Raw genomic sequence first — 17,472 nt, 5'->3', positions numbered from 1 at the left:
CCGGGCATCGGATCGGGAGATGCCGGAACCGGGCCCCTGCACGTGGAGTCAGTAGCCTGTGGCACCCTGACATGGCGTCCCGGCCGGGACGCCGAAAACGCTTATGAGAAACGGGGCGGGCTGTGGACGAGCCTCAGAACCAGGACACGGAGGCCGAGCGGGTCGGTGGCTACCGGCTGCTGCGTTCCCTGGGGCGGGGCGGTTTCGGTGAGGTCTTCCTCGGCGAGGCCGAGGACGGGACCAGGGCGGCGGTCAAGATCCTGCACGCCAGCTGGGCGGGCGACGCGGACATGCGGCGCCGGTTCGCGGCGGAGGTCGAGCAGGCCCAGCGGGTGAGCGGCTTCTGCGTCGCGGAGATCCTGGACGCCGACCCCGCCGCCGACCAACCGTGGATCGCCACCGAGTACATCGAGGGCCCCACCCTGCAGGCCTCCGTCGAGAAGGACGGACCGCGCTCGGGGACGGAGCTCCAGCGCCTGGCCGTCGCCACCGCGACCGCGCTGGCGGCCATCCACGCCGCTGGCGTGGTGCACCGGGATCTGAAGCCGGACAACATCATGCTGGCCCAGGACGGGCCGCGGGTGATCGACTTCGGGATCGCCCGTGCGGTGGAGTCCACCTCGGTGACGGCCAGCGGGGTGGTCGGCACGATCGGCTACATGGCCCCCGAACAGCTCGAAGGAGCCCGGCTGACCGCGGCGGTGGACGTGTTCGCCTGGGCTTCGGTGATGGTCTTCGCGGCGACCGGCCGGGAGGCCTTCCACGGCCCCACCCAGGCCGCGCGCATCGCCCGCATCCTGGGTGGAGAACCGGACCTGGGCGGACTCGAGGGCGCCTTCGCCGACACGCTCCGCACCTGCATGGCCAAGGACCCCCGGGAGCGGCCCGACGCCGAGGCCCTCATGCGGCAGCTGATCTCCGCCCCCGCCGCCGGCGCGCCGGCCCGTGCCCCGCGGCCGATCGGGGACCACGCGGCCACCGCGGTGGTGTCCTCACCCGACGCCGCCACCCGGGTCGGGGTCGAGGGGACCAGGGTCGCCGAACACCCGCCCGCCGGTGTCGTGCCGGTCGATCCCACCAGGGTGGCCCCGCCCGCCAAGGTCGACCCGACCCGTGCCTACACCCGGATGGCCCCGGCTGACGCCACATCCCAGCAGGCGCAGTCCCAGCAGGCGCAGCAGTCCCATCACTATCCGCAGCCCCCGCCGTTCACGCCCGACAGCCGGACTTCGGGCCCGTACACCCCGGTGCCCGGCCACACCGGACCGGTGCCGCCCTACCACTTCGTCGGTGTCCGCTTCCTCGACCCCGGCAGCCTGGCCGAGGCGATGCAGCGCAACTGGGGCGCCGCCGTCCAGGTCTTCAGCGACCCCGTCGAACGCGCGGCCCTGGGCGCCTGGATCGTGGACGACCTCGGTGACACCACCGTCGACCGCGCCCTCTTCCGCCGCGAGGTCCGGGACGCCAACCTGGCGGTCGCCTCCTTCGTCGCCCAGATCCGCCCCGACCTGTCCCCGGTCTTCCGGGGCCGGGGCATCTCCCTGGCCGAGCTCCGTGAGCTCTTCGCCGATCCGCGCCCCCTGCTGACCGGTGCGCCGCTGGCCAACGAGATGGTCCTGCTGGCCCGCCCCGAACTCCTGCGGCTGATCAGCGCCCACCACGGACCCGAGTCCGCGGAGTACCAGCGGCTCGCCGAACAGCTGGACCGGGCCGAGCGCGCCGGGACCCTCCTGCACCAACAGCTCGCCCAGCAGCTGGAGGGATGGCGTTCGACCACACCCAACGTCAACCCCGCGCTGGTCCTGGCCTTCCTGCTCAACCCCGGCCAGATGGTTCCGCCGACGGACAACGGCGACCCCGGCGTCGCCGAGTGGGTGGACATCCTCTGGCAGCGAGTCATGAACTCCGACGTCCCGGACAACGCCGGGTACGCCGCCGCGATCCACGGGTCCATGGGCACACTCCAGGCGCTGTCCCGCCAGCGCCGGTACTGGGAGAGCCGCTACTCCGAGGTGTCCACCGCCCATGAGGCCCTCCTGGGCAAGGTACGGCTCCAGGAACGGCTGGGAAAGACCACCCGTCTGAGCAAGTTCGCCCTGCTCGGCCTCCCCGTCGGTTTCGTCATGTACCACATGGGCGGGGCCGGTGAGTTCTTCGGCAACCTGGTGATGTGGGTGGGACTGATCGCGGTCCCGGTCCTGCTCGGCGCCATCGCCACCAACGTGGTGCTCTGCGGCCCGTCCGCCCGCCGGCGTCAGCGGGCCATGGAACTGCACAACACCGTTCATCAGCTGCCACAGCTCACCACCGGAGTGGAACGCATCCGCGCGGACCTGGCCCAGGCGCGCAGACTCACCGCCGGCTGAGGTCAGCGCTCAGGTCCGGAACACGTAGACAAGTGAAGAAGGAAGGATGGGCTCGTGGACGAGACCACGGACGTGGCCTCCTCTCCCCGGAGGGTCGGTCCGTACCGCCTGACGCGTTCGCTGGGCAAGGGCGGTTTCGGTGAGGTCTTCCTCGGCGAGGCCGAGGACGGGACCAGGGCGGCGGTCAAGATCCTGCACGCCAGCTGGGCGCGTGACACGGACATGCGGCGCCGGTTCGCGGCGGAGGTCGAGCAGGCCCGGCGGGTGAGCGGCTTCTGTATCGCGGAGATCCTGGACGCCGAACCCGAGGCGGACGAACCCTGGATCGCCACCGAGTACATCGACGGCCCCACCCTCCAGCGGGCTGTCGCCGAGGACGGCCCCCGCACCGGCACCGAGCTCCAGCGCCTCGCGGTTTCCACCGCGACCGCGTTGGCGGCCATCCACGCGGCGGAAGTGGTGCACCGGGATCTGAAGCCGGACAACATCATGCTGGCCCAGGACGGACCCCGGGTGATCGACTTCGGGATCGCCCGTGCGGTGGAGTCCACCTCGGTGACGGCCAGCGGCATCGTGGGGACGGTCGGGTACATGGCCCCCGAGCAGCTGGAGGGCATGCGCCTGACCGCGGCGGTGGACGTGTTCGCCTGGGCTTCGGTGATGGTGTTCGCCGCGACCGGGCGGGAGGCCTTCCACGGTCCCACCCAGGCCTCCCGGATCGCCAGGGTGCTGTCCGGGGAACCTGACACCGGGGATCTGTCCGGTCCGCTGCTGGAGGCCGTCCTGGCCTGCCTGGACAAGGACCCGAAGCGGCGTCCGGACGCCGCTTCGCTCTTGCACCAGTTGGTCGCGGGCACCGCGGCTAAGCCCGTGGGGACGGCGGATCCGGAACCGGGTCCGCCGGTGGCACCCACCCGGGTGGCGGGGGCGCCGGTTCCGCTCACCCGTCAGTACACCAAGGCCGCTCCGAACCCCGCTCCGCGGCGCCCGGCTCCAGAACCCGCCCCACCGCCCACCCCGCCGCGCACCCAGAGCTCCTACGTCGCCCCGCTCTCACGCGCTGCCCGCGCAAGCGGGGGAGAGGCTCCGCCGTACAGCTTCGTCGGGGTCCGCTTCACTCGGATCGAGGGGTTGGCCGCCGCTATGCAGCAGCACTGGTCGGCCGCGGTGATGGTCCTGGGCGACCCCGCCGAACGCGCCATGCTCGGTTCCTGGGTCATGAACGACATCAACGACACCAAGGTGGACCGTTCGCTGTTCCGCCGGGAGGTCCAGGACGCGAACCTGGCGGTGGCCTCGTTCATCGCCCAGGCCTGTCCGGAGCTGCCGCCCCGATTCCGCGGCCACGAACTGACGGTGAAGCGGCTGCGGGAGCTGTTCCATGATCCCCGCCCGCTCATCACCGGTGGCCACGAGGCCAACGAACTCATGCTGCTGGCCCGGCCGCAGCTGCTGCGGCTGATGGCCCAGCACCGGAGTGACGACGCCCCGCGACTTGCCCAGCTGGCCCAGGAGATCGAAGAGGCCGAAGGGGCCGGAGCCGCCTTCCACCGGGAACTCGCCCACCACCTGAACGGCTGGCGCGGGTTCGAGTGCAGGGTGGAGCCCGCCCTGGTGCTCGCCTTCCTGCTCAACCCGGAACTCGTGGTGCCACCGGACTCTGGCGGGCTGCCGGGGGTGGCGGAGTGGACGGGGGCGCTCTGGCCGCGCGTGGACCTGTCCTCGGGATCTCAGAAGATGGGTTCGGCCGCGGCCGTCTACGCCTCTCTGCCCAACATCGTCACCCTGGTCCAGCAGCGCGACGCCTGGAAGCGACGGCACGAGGCGCTGCACAACGAGCACAACGCGCTGGTCGCCACGGCCAAAGCGGAAGGGGAGAACACGTCCCTGAGGACGTGGCTCGGGAGCGGGGCGATCTTCTGCTTTGTCGCGTCCATTCCCGCCGCCGCGGCGGCGTCGGGTTCGGGTTTGGGCATGATGCTCTTCCTGACGTCCTGTGCTCTGGGCGCGGCCTGGCTGGCCGTGAGCCTTCAGGAGACCAACCGTTACGGGAACGCGCGCGTGCGCCACGCGCGGAACCACCGGATGCGGAATCTCCCCGACCAGGGCTGGAATCTGATCCAGGTGATCCGCAGGATGGACACCGACATGCAGAGTGCCCGCCAGATCTGTTCTCGCCCGCCCCAGTAGCGTTACTGAACCGCGCAAACGGCGGAGCCGCCGTGGTCGGGTGACCACGGCGGCTCCGTGCGGTAAGCCAGCTGTCTAGTAGGCGTACGGCGTCCCCGGGCCGAGGGGGATGCCCAGGCCCCACCAGAGGAAGAAGAACAGCGTCCACGAGACGAACACGGTGATGCTGATCGGCAGCGTCAGCGAGATCATGGTGCCCACGCCCGCGTCCTTGCGGTACTTCTGGAGCAGACCGAGCACCATGATGAAGTAGGCGCTCATCGGGCTGATGATGTTGGTCGCCGAGTCCGCGATGCGGTACAGCGCCTGAGTGGTCTCGGGGCTGATGCCCATCAGCATGAACATGGGGATGAACACGGGCGCGATGAGGGCCCACTGGGCCGAGCCGCTGGTGATGAAGATGTTCAGGACCGCGGCGAGAACCAGGAAACCGATGAAGAGCAGAGCGGGGGGCACCCCCGTGGAATCCAGGAAGTTCGCTCCGCTGATCGCGATCACGTCGGCCATGCCGGACCAGGAGAAGTAGGCGATGAACTGGGCGGCGGCGAAGAAGAGCACCAGGACGGGGGCCAGCTCGCGGACACCGACGGCCATCGCGGGCGGCACCGAGGCCATGGTCGGCAGTGAGCCGGTGGTTCGTCCGTAGACGATGCCGACGAGGAGGAAGGCGATGGCCAGGACGAAGGCGACACCGCTCAGCAGCGGGGAGCTGAGGACGCCGCCGTCCTCTCCGCGCAGCGGCGACGCGGGGGGAGCCAGCACCGCCGCGATCAGGCCGAAGTACACCAGCAGGGTCAGGCCCGCACGGCGCATGCCCTTGCGCTCGCTGTCGGTCAGGAGCATCGACCCGAGGTCGCCGATCTCGGCGTCCTCGTCCTCCCGGGTGTTGCCGGACAGCTTCACCAGGACCAGCTCGGTCAGCAGCGTGATCACGATCGCGAGGAAGATCGCCGAGACGAAGGTGAAGAAGAAGTTCGCCAGGGGATTGACCACGTAGTCGGGGTCGATGATCTGGGCGGCGCTGGTACTGAGCCCGGACATGAGCGCGTCGGTCAGGGTGATGGTCAGGGCCGCGTTGTATCCGGCGCTGACCGATCCGAAACCGACGACCAAGCCGAGGATCGGGCTGCGCCCGACGGCCTTGAACACCATCGCCGCCAGCGGGATGTACACCACGTAGGCGGCGTCCGAGGCCACACTGGCGCTGATACCGGTGAGGACGACCGCGAAGGTCAGCCACTTCTTCGGTACCCGGGTGACGCTGCCGCGCAGAGCCGCGGTGATCAGCCCGCTCTGCTCGGCGACCGAGACGCCGATCATGACGGCCACGATCAGCGGAAGCGGCGGGAACGCCGCGAAGTTGCTGATCGCGTCGCCGATGATGAAGTGGATGCCCTCGGTGCTCAGGAGGCTGGTGACCGAGACGGCCTCACCGTCGGCCGGTGAGACGACCGAGACGTTCAGCGCGCTGAGCACGACACTGGCGAGGATCACCAGCCCGGCCATGATGACGAACAGCCAGAACGGGTGCGGCAGTTTGTTGCCGACGCGTTCGATGGCGGAGAGGGCGCCGATGGTCAGGCGCATCCTGCGGGTGGGGGTCTTCGCCGACCCGTCCTGCGTCGTAGTCAAGATGTACATCCTTGGAAAACCAGCGGCCCCGAAGGTCACGGGAGCGGGTTCAGGAGGGTGAGTGAACCCGACAAACGGCAGCTTTACGGTCAATTGGCTCAAAACTGCACTTGTGGTGCAGGTGACAGTGAACCATGACTCTCAGAGTGGTGTGACCATGACACGGCTCTGTGTCCGCGAGCGGTCTGTGGCCCCGCCTCAGCCGTTGTCCAAACGCAGATCTGCGCGCTCCCGGGGCGGATCCACGGCGTACAGGGCATCCTCCTGGCGGGCCCACCAAGCCCGGTACGGCGCGTACAGGGCGGCGTCCTCCCGGTGGTCCAGCCGCTCCGAACGCGTCTCCTCGGGCACCTCCACCCACACCAGCAGATCCACCAGGTCGCGCACGGGAGCGGCCCCCGAACCGCACCCCTCCACGATCACCGTCCCGCCGCCTTCGACCAGCCCGGCGGGCAGACCCTCCCGCTCCGCCCCGAAACCGCCGCGCTCCCAGTCGTAGCGGCGCCAGGACGCCGCGCGCCCGCGCGCAAGAGGGATCAGCACCCACTCCGCGAGCAGCACCGAGGACTCGGCCAGACCGCCCCAGCCCGGATAGAGGTCCTCCATCGTCAGCAGCGCCACCGGCTCACCGCGTCCGGCCAGAGCCAGGCGCAGCTTTTCGGCCACCGTGCTCTTGCCCGAACCCGAACGCCCCTCGACCGCCACCACCCGCACCGCTGGGCCGCGCCGAGGCGCGGCCAGAACGGCCCCGGCCACGCGCTCCGCCCACCCGGGCCGGTCGGTACTCACCTCAGCGCTCACTGTTCCTCATCAGTGTCCAGGAGTGGCGGCTGCCGCCACTCCTCCCCGGTTCTGCGCGCACCCCGAACGGTGTCGGGTGCGCTGGTTGCCCGCGTTCCTCTCCCCTTGGCCCGGGTGCGCGCATCGGGTGCGCGCTCCGGGCCGGGGTGGCGGGGTCCCTCACGCCCCGGGGGTGTCCGGTTCGGTCTGGGCGGTCCGAGGCCCGCACCCATCGCTCCGGTGGGTGCGGGGCGGTGCCGTCCGACGCCGGATCGGATACCCCTGGGCGCGCCGCCCGATCGCGATGCTCGCAGTATCGTGCCGGGACGTCTTCCTTCTTCTGCTGGTGGTGGGTTTCTGCCAGTGCTGGGCTCCCCCCCGGGAGGCGTAGGCCGCGTCCACCGCGACGACGAGAGCGGGGCCAGGTGGCGTTCGCGCCGACCACGTCCCCCGGTCGTGGCCGGTCCCGTCCGCGCAGCGGGCCTTGAGATCGGCGCAGGCCAGCGATGCCAGGTGGGCGCCGCCAGCCCGCAGTACCTGCTCATCGCCTCCGGTGAGGTCTTCGAGGCGGGTGCGCACAGCCACCCCACCCGGCCCCGGGGTCGAGCAGGGGGCGGCGATCGGCCGCAGGGCCCGCTCTTTGGCCTTGGCCACCGGTTCGCTCACCCCCACCCCACGGATCGTTTGTGTGTTCGAGGAAAACGCTAGCCGTCCCCGGGGACGTGTGTGGGGGAAGCCGGGAAACTCCTTGCCCCGGGGGTTGGGCGTGTCCACTCATGCGCGTTCACGCACACGTGTGTGACCGTGTTCGCGAACAGGTGGGAACCCTCGCCCTGCCCGAGATCCTAGGGCGTGTTACCACGGGTACCGAGGTCCTGAACTCCGTTCAATGCTTGTAACATTCCTCCAAACAAGGACCAGAGCGCGAAGAGCGAAGAACCGCGGACGAAGGGGGACGTGGTGACCGACACCGGCACGACCCCCGGGTCCCAGTCCGCCCTGCGGCAGGCCAACGAGCGGCGCGTCGTGGACGTGCTGCGCCAGGACGGCACCCAGACGCAGGCCGAACTGGCCCGCGCCACCGGCCTGTCCGCGGCCAGTGTCTCCAACATCGTGCGCGGTCTGCGCTCGGCCGGGACCGTGTCGGTGCGCAACACCTCCTCCAACGGGCGCCGGGCGCGGGCCGTCACCTTGCTGCGCCCGCCCGGAACGGTCGTGGCCGTCGACTTCGCGGTCGACCAGATCCGGGTGGCGGTCGGGGACAGCGACGGCAACATGCTGGCTCGCGAGAGCATCGCCTACGAGGTCACCGCCGATGCCGGACGCTCGATCCGCCGGGCCGCGTGGCTGACCGAGACGACCCTGCTGGGGGCCCGGATCGACCTGGGTACGGTGGCCTCGGTGGTGGCCTCCGTCCCCGGCCCCATCGCGCCCGACACCGGTGAGGTCGGCGCCATCTCCTGTCTGCCCCGCTGGGCGGGCTTCCGTCCGGCCGCGGCGCTGGAGCAGCGGCTGGGCCTGCCGGTGCTGGCCGAGAACGACGCCAACCTCGCGGTGGTGGCCGAACGCAGGGCGGGCGCCGCGCAGGGCGCCGAGCACGTCATCCAGGTGGTGCTGGGGGAGGGGGTCGGCGCGGGCATCATGATGTCCGGTCAGCTCTTCCGGGGCGCGGGCGGTACCGCCGGCGAGATCGGGCACATCGGGCTCGACCCGCGCGGGCAGGTGTGCCGCTGCGGTAACCGCGGTTGCCTGGAGACCTTCGTCGGTACCGGTTACCTGCTGAACATGCTGCCCAGGAACCACGATCTGGCCCCCGGGCCGGACCGTGCCCGGTTGAGGGGCGTGGTCGCCTCGGCCCTGGGGGAGGATCCGGGCAGTCGGCGCATCATCGCCGAGGCCGGGACGGCTCTGGGGCAGGGGGTGGCGATCATGGCCAACCTGTTCAACCCGGACCGCGTGGTGGTCGGCGGTGACCTGGCCGAGGCCGGTGCCCTCCTGTTGGAGCCCATGCGCCGCGCGATGGAGCTGGGGACCCTGGGCGGTGCCCTGGCCCAGCTCGAACTGGTCACCAGCGCCCTGGGCGAGGACGCCGCGATCCGTGGCGCACTGCTCACGGCCGCTCACAGTATGCGCTGAACCCGGGCTGTTCCGGGGCCGAGCCCGCGCTGAACGCGGAGTGAGCCGTCAGGTCGCGAAAGCAACACTGAACCTTTACCCGTGTGCTTCACACGAGGTCACATCCACCTTCAAGCGCTCTGACCTGCGGCTTTAATGTGTTTATGTTGTGAAGCTAACACTCGTGATGTTTCGGTTATGTGTTCATGAGTTGACGACAAGGTGGCGTCGGGGTTCTACTTCACATCATCAGTCGCGAGTTCCCACCCGCGCAGGTTCCGTAAGAGAGGTCCCCCGCGTGACTACTAAGCGCCCTTACTCCCGACGTTCGGCTGCCTTCGGCATCGCCGCCGCCAGCACCGCGCTCGCGCTGTTCACCAGCGCCTGTGGTTCGCTCACCACCGGTGCCGAGGAGGGAGAGACCCAGACGCACAGCCTCGACGAGGGCTTCCACGTCGGTCTGTTGCTCCCCGAGCTCCAGACTGCGCGTTACGAGGCCTTCGACCGGCCCTACTTCGAGGAGGCCCTCGAGAACCTGTGCCCCGAGTGTGAGTTCTCGTACGCCAACGCCGACCAGGACGTCGACGAGCAGCAGACCCAGGCCCAGGCGATGCTGACCGACGGCGTCGACGTGATCGTGCTCGGCGCGGTCGACTCCGAAGCCGCCGCCGGTACCGTGAACGAGGCCCGCAGCCAGGGTGTCCCGGTCGTGGCCTACGACCGCCTCGCCCAGGGCGGCGTGGACATGTACGTCTCCTTCGACAACCACCGGGTCGGCCAGGTCCAGGCCGAGGCGCTGCTGGGCGCCCTCGACCAGGCGGGCACCGCGGGCGACGGCCAGATCGTCATGATCAACGGCTCGCCCACCGACCCCAACGCCGGCAGCTTCAAGGCCGGCGCCCACGAGATCTTCGAGGGCCAGGTCGAGATCGGCCAGGAGTTCGACACCCCGGACTGGTCGCCGGACGAGGCCAACAGCCAGATGGAGGGCGCCATCACCTCCCTGGGCCTGGATGAGATCGTCGGCGTCTACTCCGCCAACGACGGCATGGCCGCGGGTATCATCTCGGCTCTGCGCAGCGCGGGCGTCTCGGTGGAGGACCTTCCGCCGGTCACCGGCCAGGACGCCGAACTCTCCGGCATCCAGCGCATCGTCGCCGGTGAGCAGTACATGAGTGTCTACAAGGCCATCCGTCCCCAGGCCGACATCGCCGCCGCCATGGCCGTCTCCCTGGCCACCGGCGAGGACCTCGACGCGGGCGAGTACTCGATCACCGAGGTCGAGGACGCCAACGGTGAGAAGGTCAGCGCGATCCTGCTCGACCCGGTCTCTGTCACCGTGGACAACATCGGTGACACGGTCGTCTCCGACGGCTTCTACACCATCGAGCAGATCTGCACCGACGACTACGCCGACTTCGACTTCTGCCAGGAAGCCCTCTAACAGAGTCCGGTGCAGCGGCCGCCCCGCCCGTTCGGGGCGGCCCGGGCGCGACGCCCCGGGGGACGGAGCGAGTCGGACCCGTCCCCCCGGGACGAGCCCGTCCCCTCGGGACGAGAAAGAGAAACAAGCACATGAGCACACCCGTCCTGGAACTGTCCGGGATCTCCAAGACCTTCGGGGCCGTCAAGGCCCTCACCGAGGTCGACTTCCAGGTCGATCCCGGAGAGGTCGTCGCCCTGCTCGGCGACAACGGCGCCGGCAAGTCGACCCTCGTCAAGGTCATCGCCGGCGCCCACCCCGCGGACAGCGGCGGCACCATCTACTGGGACGGCGAGCCGGTCACCATCGGAGCGCCCGCCGACGCCCAGCGCCTCGGGATCGCCACGATCTACCAGGACCTCGCGCTGTGCGACAACCTGGACATCGTCGGCAACCTCTTCCTGGGCAACGAGCGCCTGCACTTCCCCGGCACCCTCGACGAGGTCGAGATGGAGCGCCGGGCCGTGGAACTCCTCGACTCGCTGTCGGTGAGCATCCCCAGCCTGCGGGTCCCCGTCGCCGCCCTGTCCGGCGGTCAGCGCCAGATCATCGCGATCGCCCGGTCCCTGCTGGGCCAGCCCCGCGTGGTCATGCTCGACGAGCCCACCGCCGCGCTGGGCGTCGCCCAGACCGCTCAGGTCCTGGACCTCATCGAGCGCCTGCGCGACCAGGGGCTGGGTGTGGTCCTGATCAGCCACAACATGGCCGACGTCCGCGCCGTCGCGGACCGGGCGGTCGTGCTCCGCCTGGGCCGCAACGCCGGGGACTTCCCCATCGCCTCGACCAGCTACGAGGAGATCGTGGCTGCCATCACCGGCGCCTCGGACAACCCGGTGACCCGTCGCTCCACCCGTACCGGCTCATCGGCCACGGCCACGAAGGACAAGGAATGAGCCAGCAGACACACGTTTCCCACGGCGCCGACGGGGCCCAGCCGAAGAACGGTCCCCGGCGCGACCCCCGCCTGCTGGCCACCGCCGCCTCGCCCAGCGGCTGGCTCCAGGCCCTGCGCCGCAACATCAAGGGCGGCGAACTGGGCGCGGTGCCGGTCATCGTCGGCCTGCTGCTGATCGCCGTCGTCTTCCAGTCGATGAACGACCGGTTCCTGTCCCCGCAGAACCTGTCGAACCTGACCGTGCAGATCGCCGCCGTCGGCCTGATGACCACCGGCGTCATCATGGTCCTGCTGCTCGGCGAGATCGACCTGTCCATCGGTTCGGTGGCCGGTCTGTCCGCCGGTGTCCTGGCGGTCCTCGCGGTCCGTCACGGCTGGTCCGAATGGGCCGCCATCGGCGCCGCCCTGACCGTCGGCCTCGTGGTCGGCCTGATCCACGGCGTCATCTTCGCGAAGATGGGGGTACCGGCCTTCGTGGTCACCCTCGCCGGCCTGCTCGGCTGGCAGGGCGTGCACCTGTACCTCATGGGCGGCGACGGGAGCATCAACACCAGCGCCAACGGTCCGATCGCGATGCTCACCCAGACCTACTTCGTCCCGGTCGTGGGCTGGTTCCTGGTCGCGGTGGCCCTGGTTCTCTACCTGCTGTCGGTGCTGACGGCCGAGCGCAAGCGGCGAATCGCCGGTCTGCCCTACAAGCCGCTCAGCGAGGTGCTCTTCCGCGCCTTCCTGCTGGCCCTGCCGCTGGTCGGCGGCGTGTGGATCCTCAACCAGTTCAAGGGTGTCCCGCTCGCCTTCCTGATCTTCGTGGGCTTCGTGGTCGTGCTGGACCTGGTGCTGCGCAAGACCCGGTACGGCCGCATGGTCTACGCCGTGGGCGGCAGCTCCGAGGCGGCCCGGCGCGCCGGAATCAACGTGGACCTGATCCGGATCTCCGTCTTCGGCATCGCCTCCACCCTCGCGGCTCTGGGCGGCATCATGCTGGTCTCCCGCAACTTCGCGGCGAGCGTCTCCACCGGCGGCGGCGCCGAGCTGATGATGGCCATCGCGGCCGCGGTCATCGGCGGCACCAGCCTGTTCGGCGGTCGCGGCAACGCCTACTCCGCCCTGCTGGGCGGACTGGTGCTGGGCGCCATCACCTCGGGCCTGCTGCTGCTCCAGATGGACACCTCCGTGCGGTTCATGATCACGGCGGCCGTCCTGCTGATCGCGGTCGTCCTGGACGCGGTCTCCCGCCGCGGTCGCAAGACCCACGCCAGAGGCGGTGCTTAGCGCCTCTCCCCACTCCCTCCCGGAGGAGAGCGGCGGTTCACCCCGGGCCGCCGCTGGGCCCGGGCCGGTTTCCACTCCCACCGGCCCGGGCCCCTTTCTTGTTCTTGTGTGAGGTGTGTCGCTTTCCCCGCGCTTCGAGTGAGCGGCGCGGCCATCCGGGCCCCCGTTCCGGGGCGTACCGGAGCCTTCCGCGCAGCCGGGTTCCTGAAGGGGCCGGTGTTGGCCGTGCTGACCTGCGCGGACGGGCCCGAGGCCGCCAGAAGTCCGTTTTCCAGGCCGAACAGCCGCTGTGAGCTGGGGCACTCGGCGGGGCCAGGGCCTTGGCCCCGCCCCCGTAGGGCCGAAAGTCCCAAGGTCAGGGGCGGAATCGGCGCTTTCCGGGGCGCTGTTAGTTTCGCCGCGTCACGACAGCCACCCCCTGTTAACGCAGCCAGGAGAACCATGCGCAAGATCCTCGTCGTCGGTGCCGGGCAGTCCGGACTCCAGCTCGCCCTCGGCCTGCTCGCTGAGGACTACGACGTCACCCTGGTCAACCCGCAGGGACCCGAGGAGATCCGGACCGGACGGGTGCTGTCCACCCAGTGTCTGTTCGGTCCGGCCCTGCGCCGCGAACGCCGCCACGGCCTGGACCTGTGGGGGGACCGGGCCCCGCGGATCACCGGGGTGGGCGTCCGCGTGGCCGGGCAGGGCGGGGGAGCGGCCCCGGACCTGGACTGGGTGGGACGCCTCGACGAGCCCGCCCGGTCCGTGGACCAGCGGCTGAAGCTGGCCGCCTGGCTGGAGCTGTTCGTGCGGGGCGGCGGCCGCGTGCTGCGGCGCCGGGTCGCGGCCGGGGAGCTTGCCGAGCTCGGCGCCGGCCACGACCTGGTCATCGTCGCGGCGGGTCGCGGGGAGCTGTCCGAACTCTTCCCCCGGGGCGAGGGTCGATCGCCCTTCAGGGAGCCCCAGCGCGCCCTGTCGCTGGCATACGTCACCGGGGCCGAGCCGCCTCCGGGCGGCGGTGTGCTGGGGCGTACGGTCGTCCCCGGGGCGGGCGAGCTGTTCACCCTGCCCACCCTGTCCCTGAACGGTGTCTGCCAGGCCCTGATGGTGGAGGCCGTGCCGGGCGGGCCGCTGGACCGGCCCCTGGGTCGCGGGGCGACCGGCGAGGACGTCCTGGCCGGGCTGCTCGACGTCCTGCGCGTACACGCCCCCTGGGAGTACGAGCGCTTCTCCCGGGCCCGGTTGGCCGACCCCATGGCCGCCCTGTACGGCGGTTACACGCCGGTGGTGCGCCAGCCCGTCGCCCGACTGGCCGACGGCACCCTGGTCCTGGGCATGGCCGACTCCGTGGTCAGCAACGACCCCGTCACCGCGCAGGGCGCCAACATGGCCTCGTTGTGCGCGGACGTCTACCGGAGGGCCGTCGTCGACCACGGCGGGCGCCCCTTCGACGAGGCCTTCATGCGCGCGGCCTTCGCCGCCTACTGGCGGCACGCCCGCCAGGTCACCGCGTGGAGCAGGGTCATGCTGTCCGGTCCGCACCACGTGTGGGAGCTGTACCGGCTGGCGGAGCGGCACCAGCCCACCGCGGACCGGTTCGCCAACTCCTTCAGCGAACCCATCGGGCTCATCGACTGGTTCCTGCACCCCGAGCGGGCGATCGAGTACGCGGACGCCGTCCGGCGCACCCTGCCGACCCGGTCGTCCCATGTCCCTATCTCCTAATCCCGACCGGGGTCGCGGAGTTATAGCGTCGTGCCCCTCATGTTCGCTGATCTCCTCACACCCACCGCCCACGGACTGTTCGGCCAGATCGACGCGTGGGTCTTCCTCCTCGTCGCGGCGGCCGCGGTCCTGGCCGGGGCCGCCGTCCAGAGCATGGTAGGCCTCGGCCTCGGGCTCGTCGCCGCCCCGGTGATCTCCTTCCTCGACCCCACGCTCATGCCCGGATCACTGCTGATCGCCGTGATCATCCTCCCGATGCTCACGCTCCTCCAGGAGCGGCGGCACGTGGACTGGCGGGGCATGGCCTGGGGGCTGCCCGCCCGGGTCCCCGGAACCCTGCTGGGGGTGTGGGTCGTGGCCTTCCTCGAACCCCGGGCCCTGGCCGGGGTCGTCGGGGTCATGGTCCTGCTGGCCGTCCTCCTGTCCGTGTGGGCCTTCCGGGTGCGCATCACCCCACTCTCGTTGGTCGCGGCGGGCTCCCTGTCCGGCTTCGCGGGCACCGCCACCTCGGTGGGAGGCCCGCCGATGGCCCTGCTCTACCAGCACGAACCCCCCGAGCGGGTGCGCGCCACCCTGGCCGCGTTCTTCCTGTTCGGCGGGGCCATCTCACTGCTCGCCCTGGGGGTCGGCGGCCAACTCGACGAGCGCACGGTCGCCGCCGGAGTGGCCGCGATCCCCTTCGTCGGCATCGGCTTCCTCGTCGGTAACCGGATCCGCCGCTGGGTCGACCCGGGCAAGCTCCGGGTCGCGCTGCTGTGCGTGGTGACCGTCTCCGCGATCGGCCTCCTGGTCCAGGCCGCCCTGGGATAGCTTCAGCATCCGGGTGGCCAGCGGTAACCGCGCTTCCAAAAGGGAGTAACCTACGCCGAAACACCTGTGGCGGGAGGTGTCTCCCGTGGTTTTCGCCCCAGGGGGTCAACCGCTTCTTCCGGGGTACCGTCAAGGCCGTGGCCTCGGGGGCCATCCGGGTATGAACCGTGGACGCAGGCCCATAAAATCGGGTAGGTATACCTGCCGGTAGCCAACACCGGCCCACGTCAGGGGCCGGGTACGGCAAACGTAAGCGGACACGCTGGACGAGGGGACTGACGAGACAGTGACACTGTTCGAGTCGATACACAATCCGGAAGCGCTCAAGAAGCTCCCGGCCGACCAGCTCCCTGCGCTGGCCCAGGAGATCAGGGACTTCCTGGTCGACTCCTGCTCCCAGACCGGTGGCCACCTGGGTCCCAGCCTCGGCGTCGTCGAGCTGAGCATCGCGCTGCACCGGGTCTTCGACTCACCGAAGGACCCGATCCTCTTCGACACCGGCCACCAGGCCTACGCGCACAAGGTCCTCACCGGCCGCCACGACTTCAGCAACCTGAAGTCCGAGGGCGGCCTGTCCGGCTACCCCTCCCGCGCCGAGTCCGAGCACGACTTCATCGAGAACTCCCACGCCTCCACCGCCCTGTCCTACGCCGACGGCATGGCCAAGGCCAACGAGGTCCAGGGGCGCACCGACCGGACCGTGGTCGCCGTCATCGGTGACGGCGCCCTCACCGGTGGTATGGCCTGGGAGGCCCTCAACAACATCGCCGAGAAGAAGAACCGGCGCCTGGTGGTGGTCGTCAACGACAACGGCCGCTCCTACTCGCCCACCATGGGCGGCCTGGCCGACCACCTGGCCTCGCTGCGCATGACCCCCGGCTACGAGCAGGCCCTTGACCTGGCCAAGACCACCCTCAACCGCACCCCCGTGGTCGGCCAGCCCCTCTACGAGGCCCTGCACGGCCTCAAGAAGGGCCTCAAGGACACCATCCAGCCGCAGATCATGTTCGAGGACCTGGGCCTGAAGTACCTCGGTCCCATCGACGGGCACGACGAGCCCGCGGTAGAGAAGGCACTGCGCCGCGCTCGCGACTTCGGCGGCCCGGCGATCGTCCACGTCATCACCCAGAAGGGCAAGGGCTACGCCCCGGCCGAGAACCACGACGAGGACCAGTTCCACGCCCCCGGCCCCTTCGACATCGGCACCGGCAAGGCCAAGCCCGGCCCCAAGGTGGAGAAGTGGACCGGCGTGTTCGCCGACACCATGGTCGAGCTCGGCGCCGAGCGCGAGGACATCGTGGGCATCACCGCCGCGATGCTCCACCCCACCGGCCTGAACAAGTTCGCCGAGGCCTACCCGGACCGGATCTTCGACGTCGGCATCGCCGAGCAGCACGCCGCCACCGCCGCCACCGGCATGGCGATGAACGGCCTGCACCCGGTGGTCGCCGTCTACGCGACCTTCCTCAACCGCTGTTTCGACCAGGTGCTCATGGACGCCGCCCTGCACCGCCAGGGCGTCACCTTCTGCCTGGACCGCGCGGGCGTCACCGGCAACGACGGCGCCAGCCACAACGGCATGTGGGACATGTCCATCCTCCAGGTCGTCCCCGGCCTGCGCCTGGCCGCCCCGCGTGACGCCGCCCGGCTGCGCACCCTGCTGCGCGAGGCCGTCGCCGTCGAGGACGCCCCCACCGTCGTGCGCTACCCCAAGGGCGCCGTCGCCGAGGAGCTGCCCGAGATCGGCAAGGTCGGCTCCATGGACCTGCTGCGCCGCGCCACCGACGGCGGACACGCCAAGGACCTGCTCATCGTCGGCGTGGGAACCATGGCCCAGGTCGCCGTCGAGGTGGCCGACCGCATGGCCGACCAGGGCATCGGCGTCACCGTCATCGACCCGCGCTGGGTCAAGCCCCTGGACGAGGCCCTGGTGGCCGAGGCCGCCGAGCACTCGGTGGTCGCGGTCGTGGAGGACAACGGCCGCACCGGCGCCGTCGGCGACGCCGTGGCCCGCCTGCTGCGCGACCACGAGGTGGACGTGCCCGTGCGGACCTTCGGCATCGCCCAGGAGTTCCTGGACCACGCCAAACGCGACCGCATCCTCCAGCAGCAGGGCCTGACCCCGCAGGAGCTGTCCCGCAAGCTCACCGAGACGGTCTCCCGCCGCGGCGAGGGCGGCAAGCCGCACCGCGAACTGGCCGACGAAACCGCCTGACTCGGGC

General features: G+C 70.6%; 12 protein-coding genes. 9 read left to right on the top strand and 3 right to left on the bottom strand.

Going from position 1 to position 17,472, the window contains the following annotated elements; genetic code table 11:
* Positions 1–122: 122 nt before the first annotated feature.
* Positions 123–2,366 carry a serine/threonine protein kinase gene (locus HNR07_RS11115; RefSeq protein WP_184364802.1) on the top strand — a complete coding sequence of 748 codons (2,244 nt, stop codon included), beginning with the start codon at positions 123–125 and terminating at the stop codon, positions 2,364–2,366.
* Between the two features lie 54 nt (positions 2,367–2,420).
* Positions 2,421–4,556 (top strand): serine/threonine protein kinase, encoded by a 2,136-nt coding sequence (locus HNR07_RS11110; RefSeq protein ID WP_184364801.1) that lies wholly within the window; start codon positions 2,421–2,423, stop codon positions 4,554–4,556.
* Between the two features lie 75 nt (positions 4,557–4,631).
* Here the strand turns inward: HNR07_RS11110 and HNR07_RS11105 are convergent, their stop codons facing one another.
* The 3 genes from HNR07_RS11105 to HNR07_RS11095 all read right to left on the bottom strand — a co-directional run bounded on the left by HNR07_RS11105 (position 4,632) and on the right by HNR07_RS11095 (position 7,634).
* Positions 4,632–6,143, bottom strand: a complete 1,512-nt coding sequence (locus HNR07_RS11105; RefSeq protein ID WP_184371889.1) for an AbgT family transporter — start codon at positions 6,141–6,143, stop codon at positions 4,632–4,634.
* 243 nt (positions 6,144–6,386) lie between these two features.
* Positions 6,387–6,977 (bottom strand): uridine kinase family protein, encoded by a 591-nt coding sequence (locus tag HNR07_RS11100; RefSeq protein ID WP_184371886.1) that lies wholly within the window; start codon positions 6,975–6,977, stop codon positions 6,387–6,389.
* A gap of 171 nt (positions 6,978–7,148) precedes the next feature.
* The gene (locus HNR07_RS11095; RefSeq protein ID WP_184364799.1) at positions 7,149–7,634 is read right to left on the bottom strand and encodes a hypothetical protein; all 486 of its coding nucleotides are present in this window, start codon (positions 7,632–7,634) and stop codon (positions 7,149–7,151) included.
* Positions 7,635–7,928: 294 nt separating this feature from the next.
* Here HNR07_RS11095 and HNR07_RS11090 point away from each other — a divergent pair, with 294 nt between their 5' ends.
* The 7 genes from HNR07_RS11090 to dxs all read left to right on the top strand — a co-directional run bounded on the left by HNR07_RS11090 (position 7,929) and on the right by dxs (position 17,465).
* A complete protein-coding gene (locus HNR07_RS11090) occupies positions 7,929–9,104 on the top strand; it encodes an ROK family transcriptional regulator (protein WP_184364797.1) in 1,176 nt (391 codons plus the stop codon).
* Between the two features lie 277 nt (positions 9,105–9,381).
* The gene (locus HNR07_RS11085) at positions 9,382–10,527 is read left to right on the top strand and encodes an ABC transporter substrate-binding protein (protein ID WP_184364795.1); all 1,146 of its coding nucleotides are present in this window, start codon (positions 9,382–9,384) and stop codon (positions 10,525–10,527) included.
* Between the two features lie 131 nt (positions 10,528–10,658).
* Entirely contained in the window at positions 10,659–11,459 is an 801-nt protein-coding gene (locus HNR07_RS11080) for an ATP-binding cassette domain-containing protein (RefSeq protein ID WP_184364793.1), read from the top strand.
* Positions 11,456–12,733 carry a sugar ABC transporter permease gene (locus HNR07_RS11075; RefSeq protein WP_184364792.1) on the top strand — a complete coding sequence of 426 codons (1,278 nt, stop codon included), beginning with the start codon at positions 11,456–11,458 and terminating at the stop codon, positions 12,731–12,733. Before HNR07_RS11080 ends, HNR07_RS11075 begins: the two co-directional genes overlap by 4 nt.
* A gap of 441 nt (positions 12,734–13,174) precedes the next feature.
* Positions 13,175–14,440: a styrene monooxygenase/indole monooxygenase family protein gene (locus HNR07_RS11070; RefSeq protein WP_184364791.1), complete on the top strand. Its 1,266-nt coding sequence runs from the start codon at positions 13,175–13,177 to the stop codon at positions 14,438–14,440.
* A 39-nt stretch (positions 14,441–14,479) separates the two neighbouring features.
* The gene (locus tag HNR07_RS11065; protein ID WP_184364790.1) at positions 14,480–15,250 is read left to right on the top strand and encodes a sulfite exporter TauE/SafE family protein; all 771 of its coding nucleotides are present in this window, start codon (positions 14,480–14,482) and stop codon (positions 15,248–15,250) included.
* A gap of 286 nt (positions 15,251–15,536) precedes the next feature.
* On the top strand, positions 15,537–17,465 hold the full coding sequence (dxs, locus tag HNR07_RS11060; RefSeq protein WP_184364789.1) for a 1-deoxy-D-xylulose-5-phosphate synthase: 1,929 nt from the start codon (positions 15,537–15,539) through the stop codon (positions 17,463–17,465).
* Positions 17,466–17,472: the final 7 nt, after the last annotated feature.

Origin of the sequence: Nocardiopsis metallicus (assembly GCF_014201115.1) — a bacterium.
GTDB lineage: Bacteria > Actinomycetota > Actinomycetes > Streptosporangiales > Streptosporangiaceae > Nocardiopsis > Nocardiopsis metallicus.
This window is presented reverse-complemented; position numbering and strand designations above follow the sequence as displayed.

Excerpts from the sequence above, each read along its gene's own strand:
- HNR07_RS11080 (WP_184364793.1), top strand. The coding sequence starts at position 10,659 with ATGAGCACACCCGTCCTGGAACTGTCCGGGATCTCCAAGACCTTCGGG.
- HNR07_RS11070 (WP_184364791.1), top strand. The coding sequence starts at position 13,175 with ATGCGCAAGATCCTCGTCGTCGGTGCCGGGCAGTCCGGACTCCAGCTC.
- HNR07_RS11105 (WP_184371889.1), bottom strand. The coding sequence starts at position 6,143 with ATGCGCCTGACCATCGGCGCCCTCTCCGCCATCGAACGCGTCGGCAAC.
- HNR07_RS11075 (WP_184364792.1), top strand. The coding sequence starts at position 11,456 with ATGAGCCAGCAGACACACGTTTCCCACGGCGCCGACGGGGCCCAGCCG.
- HNR07_RS11065 (WP_184364790.1), top strand. The coding sequence starts at position 14,480 with ATGTTCGCTGATCTCCTCACACCCACCGCCCACGGACTGTTCGGCCAG.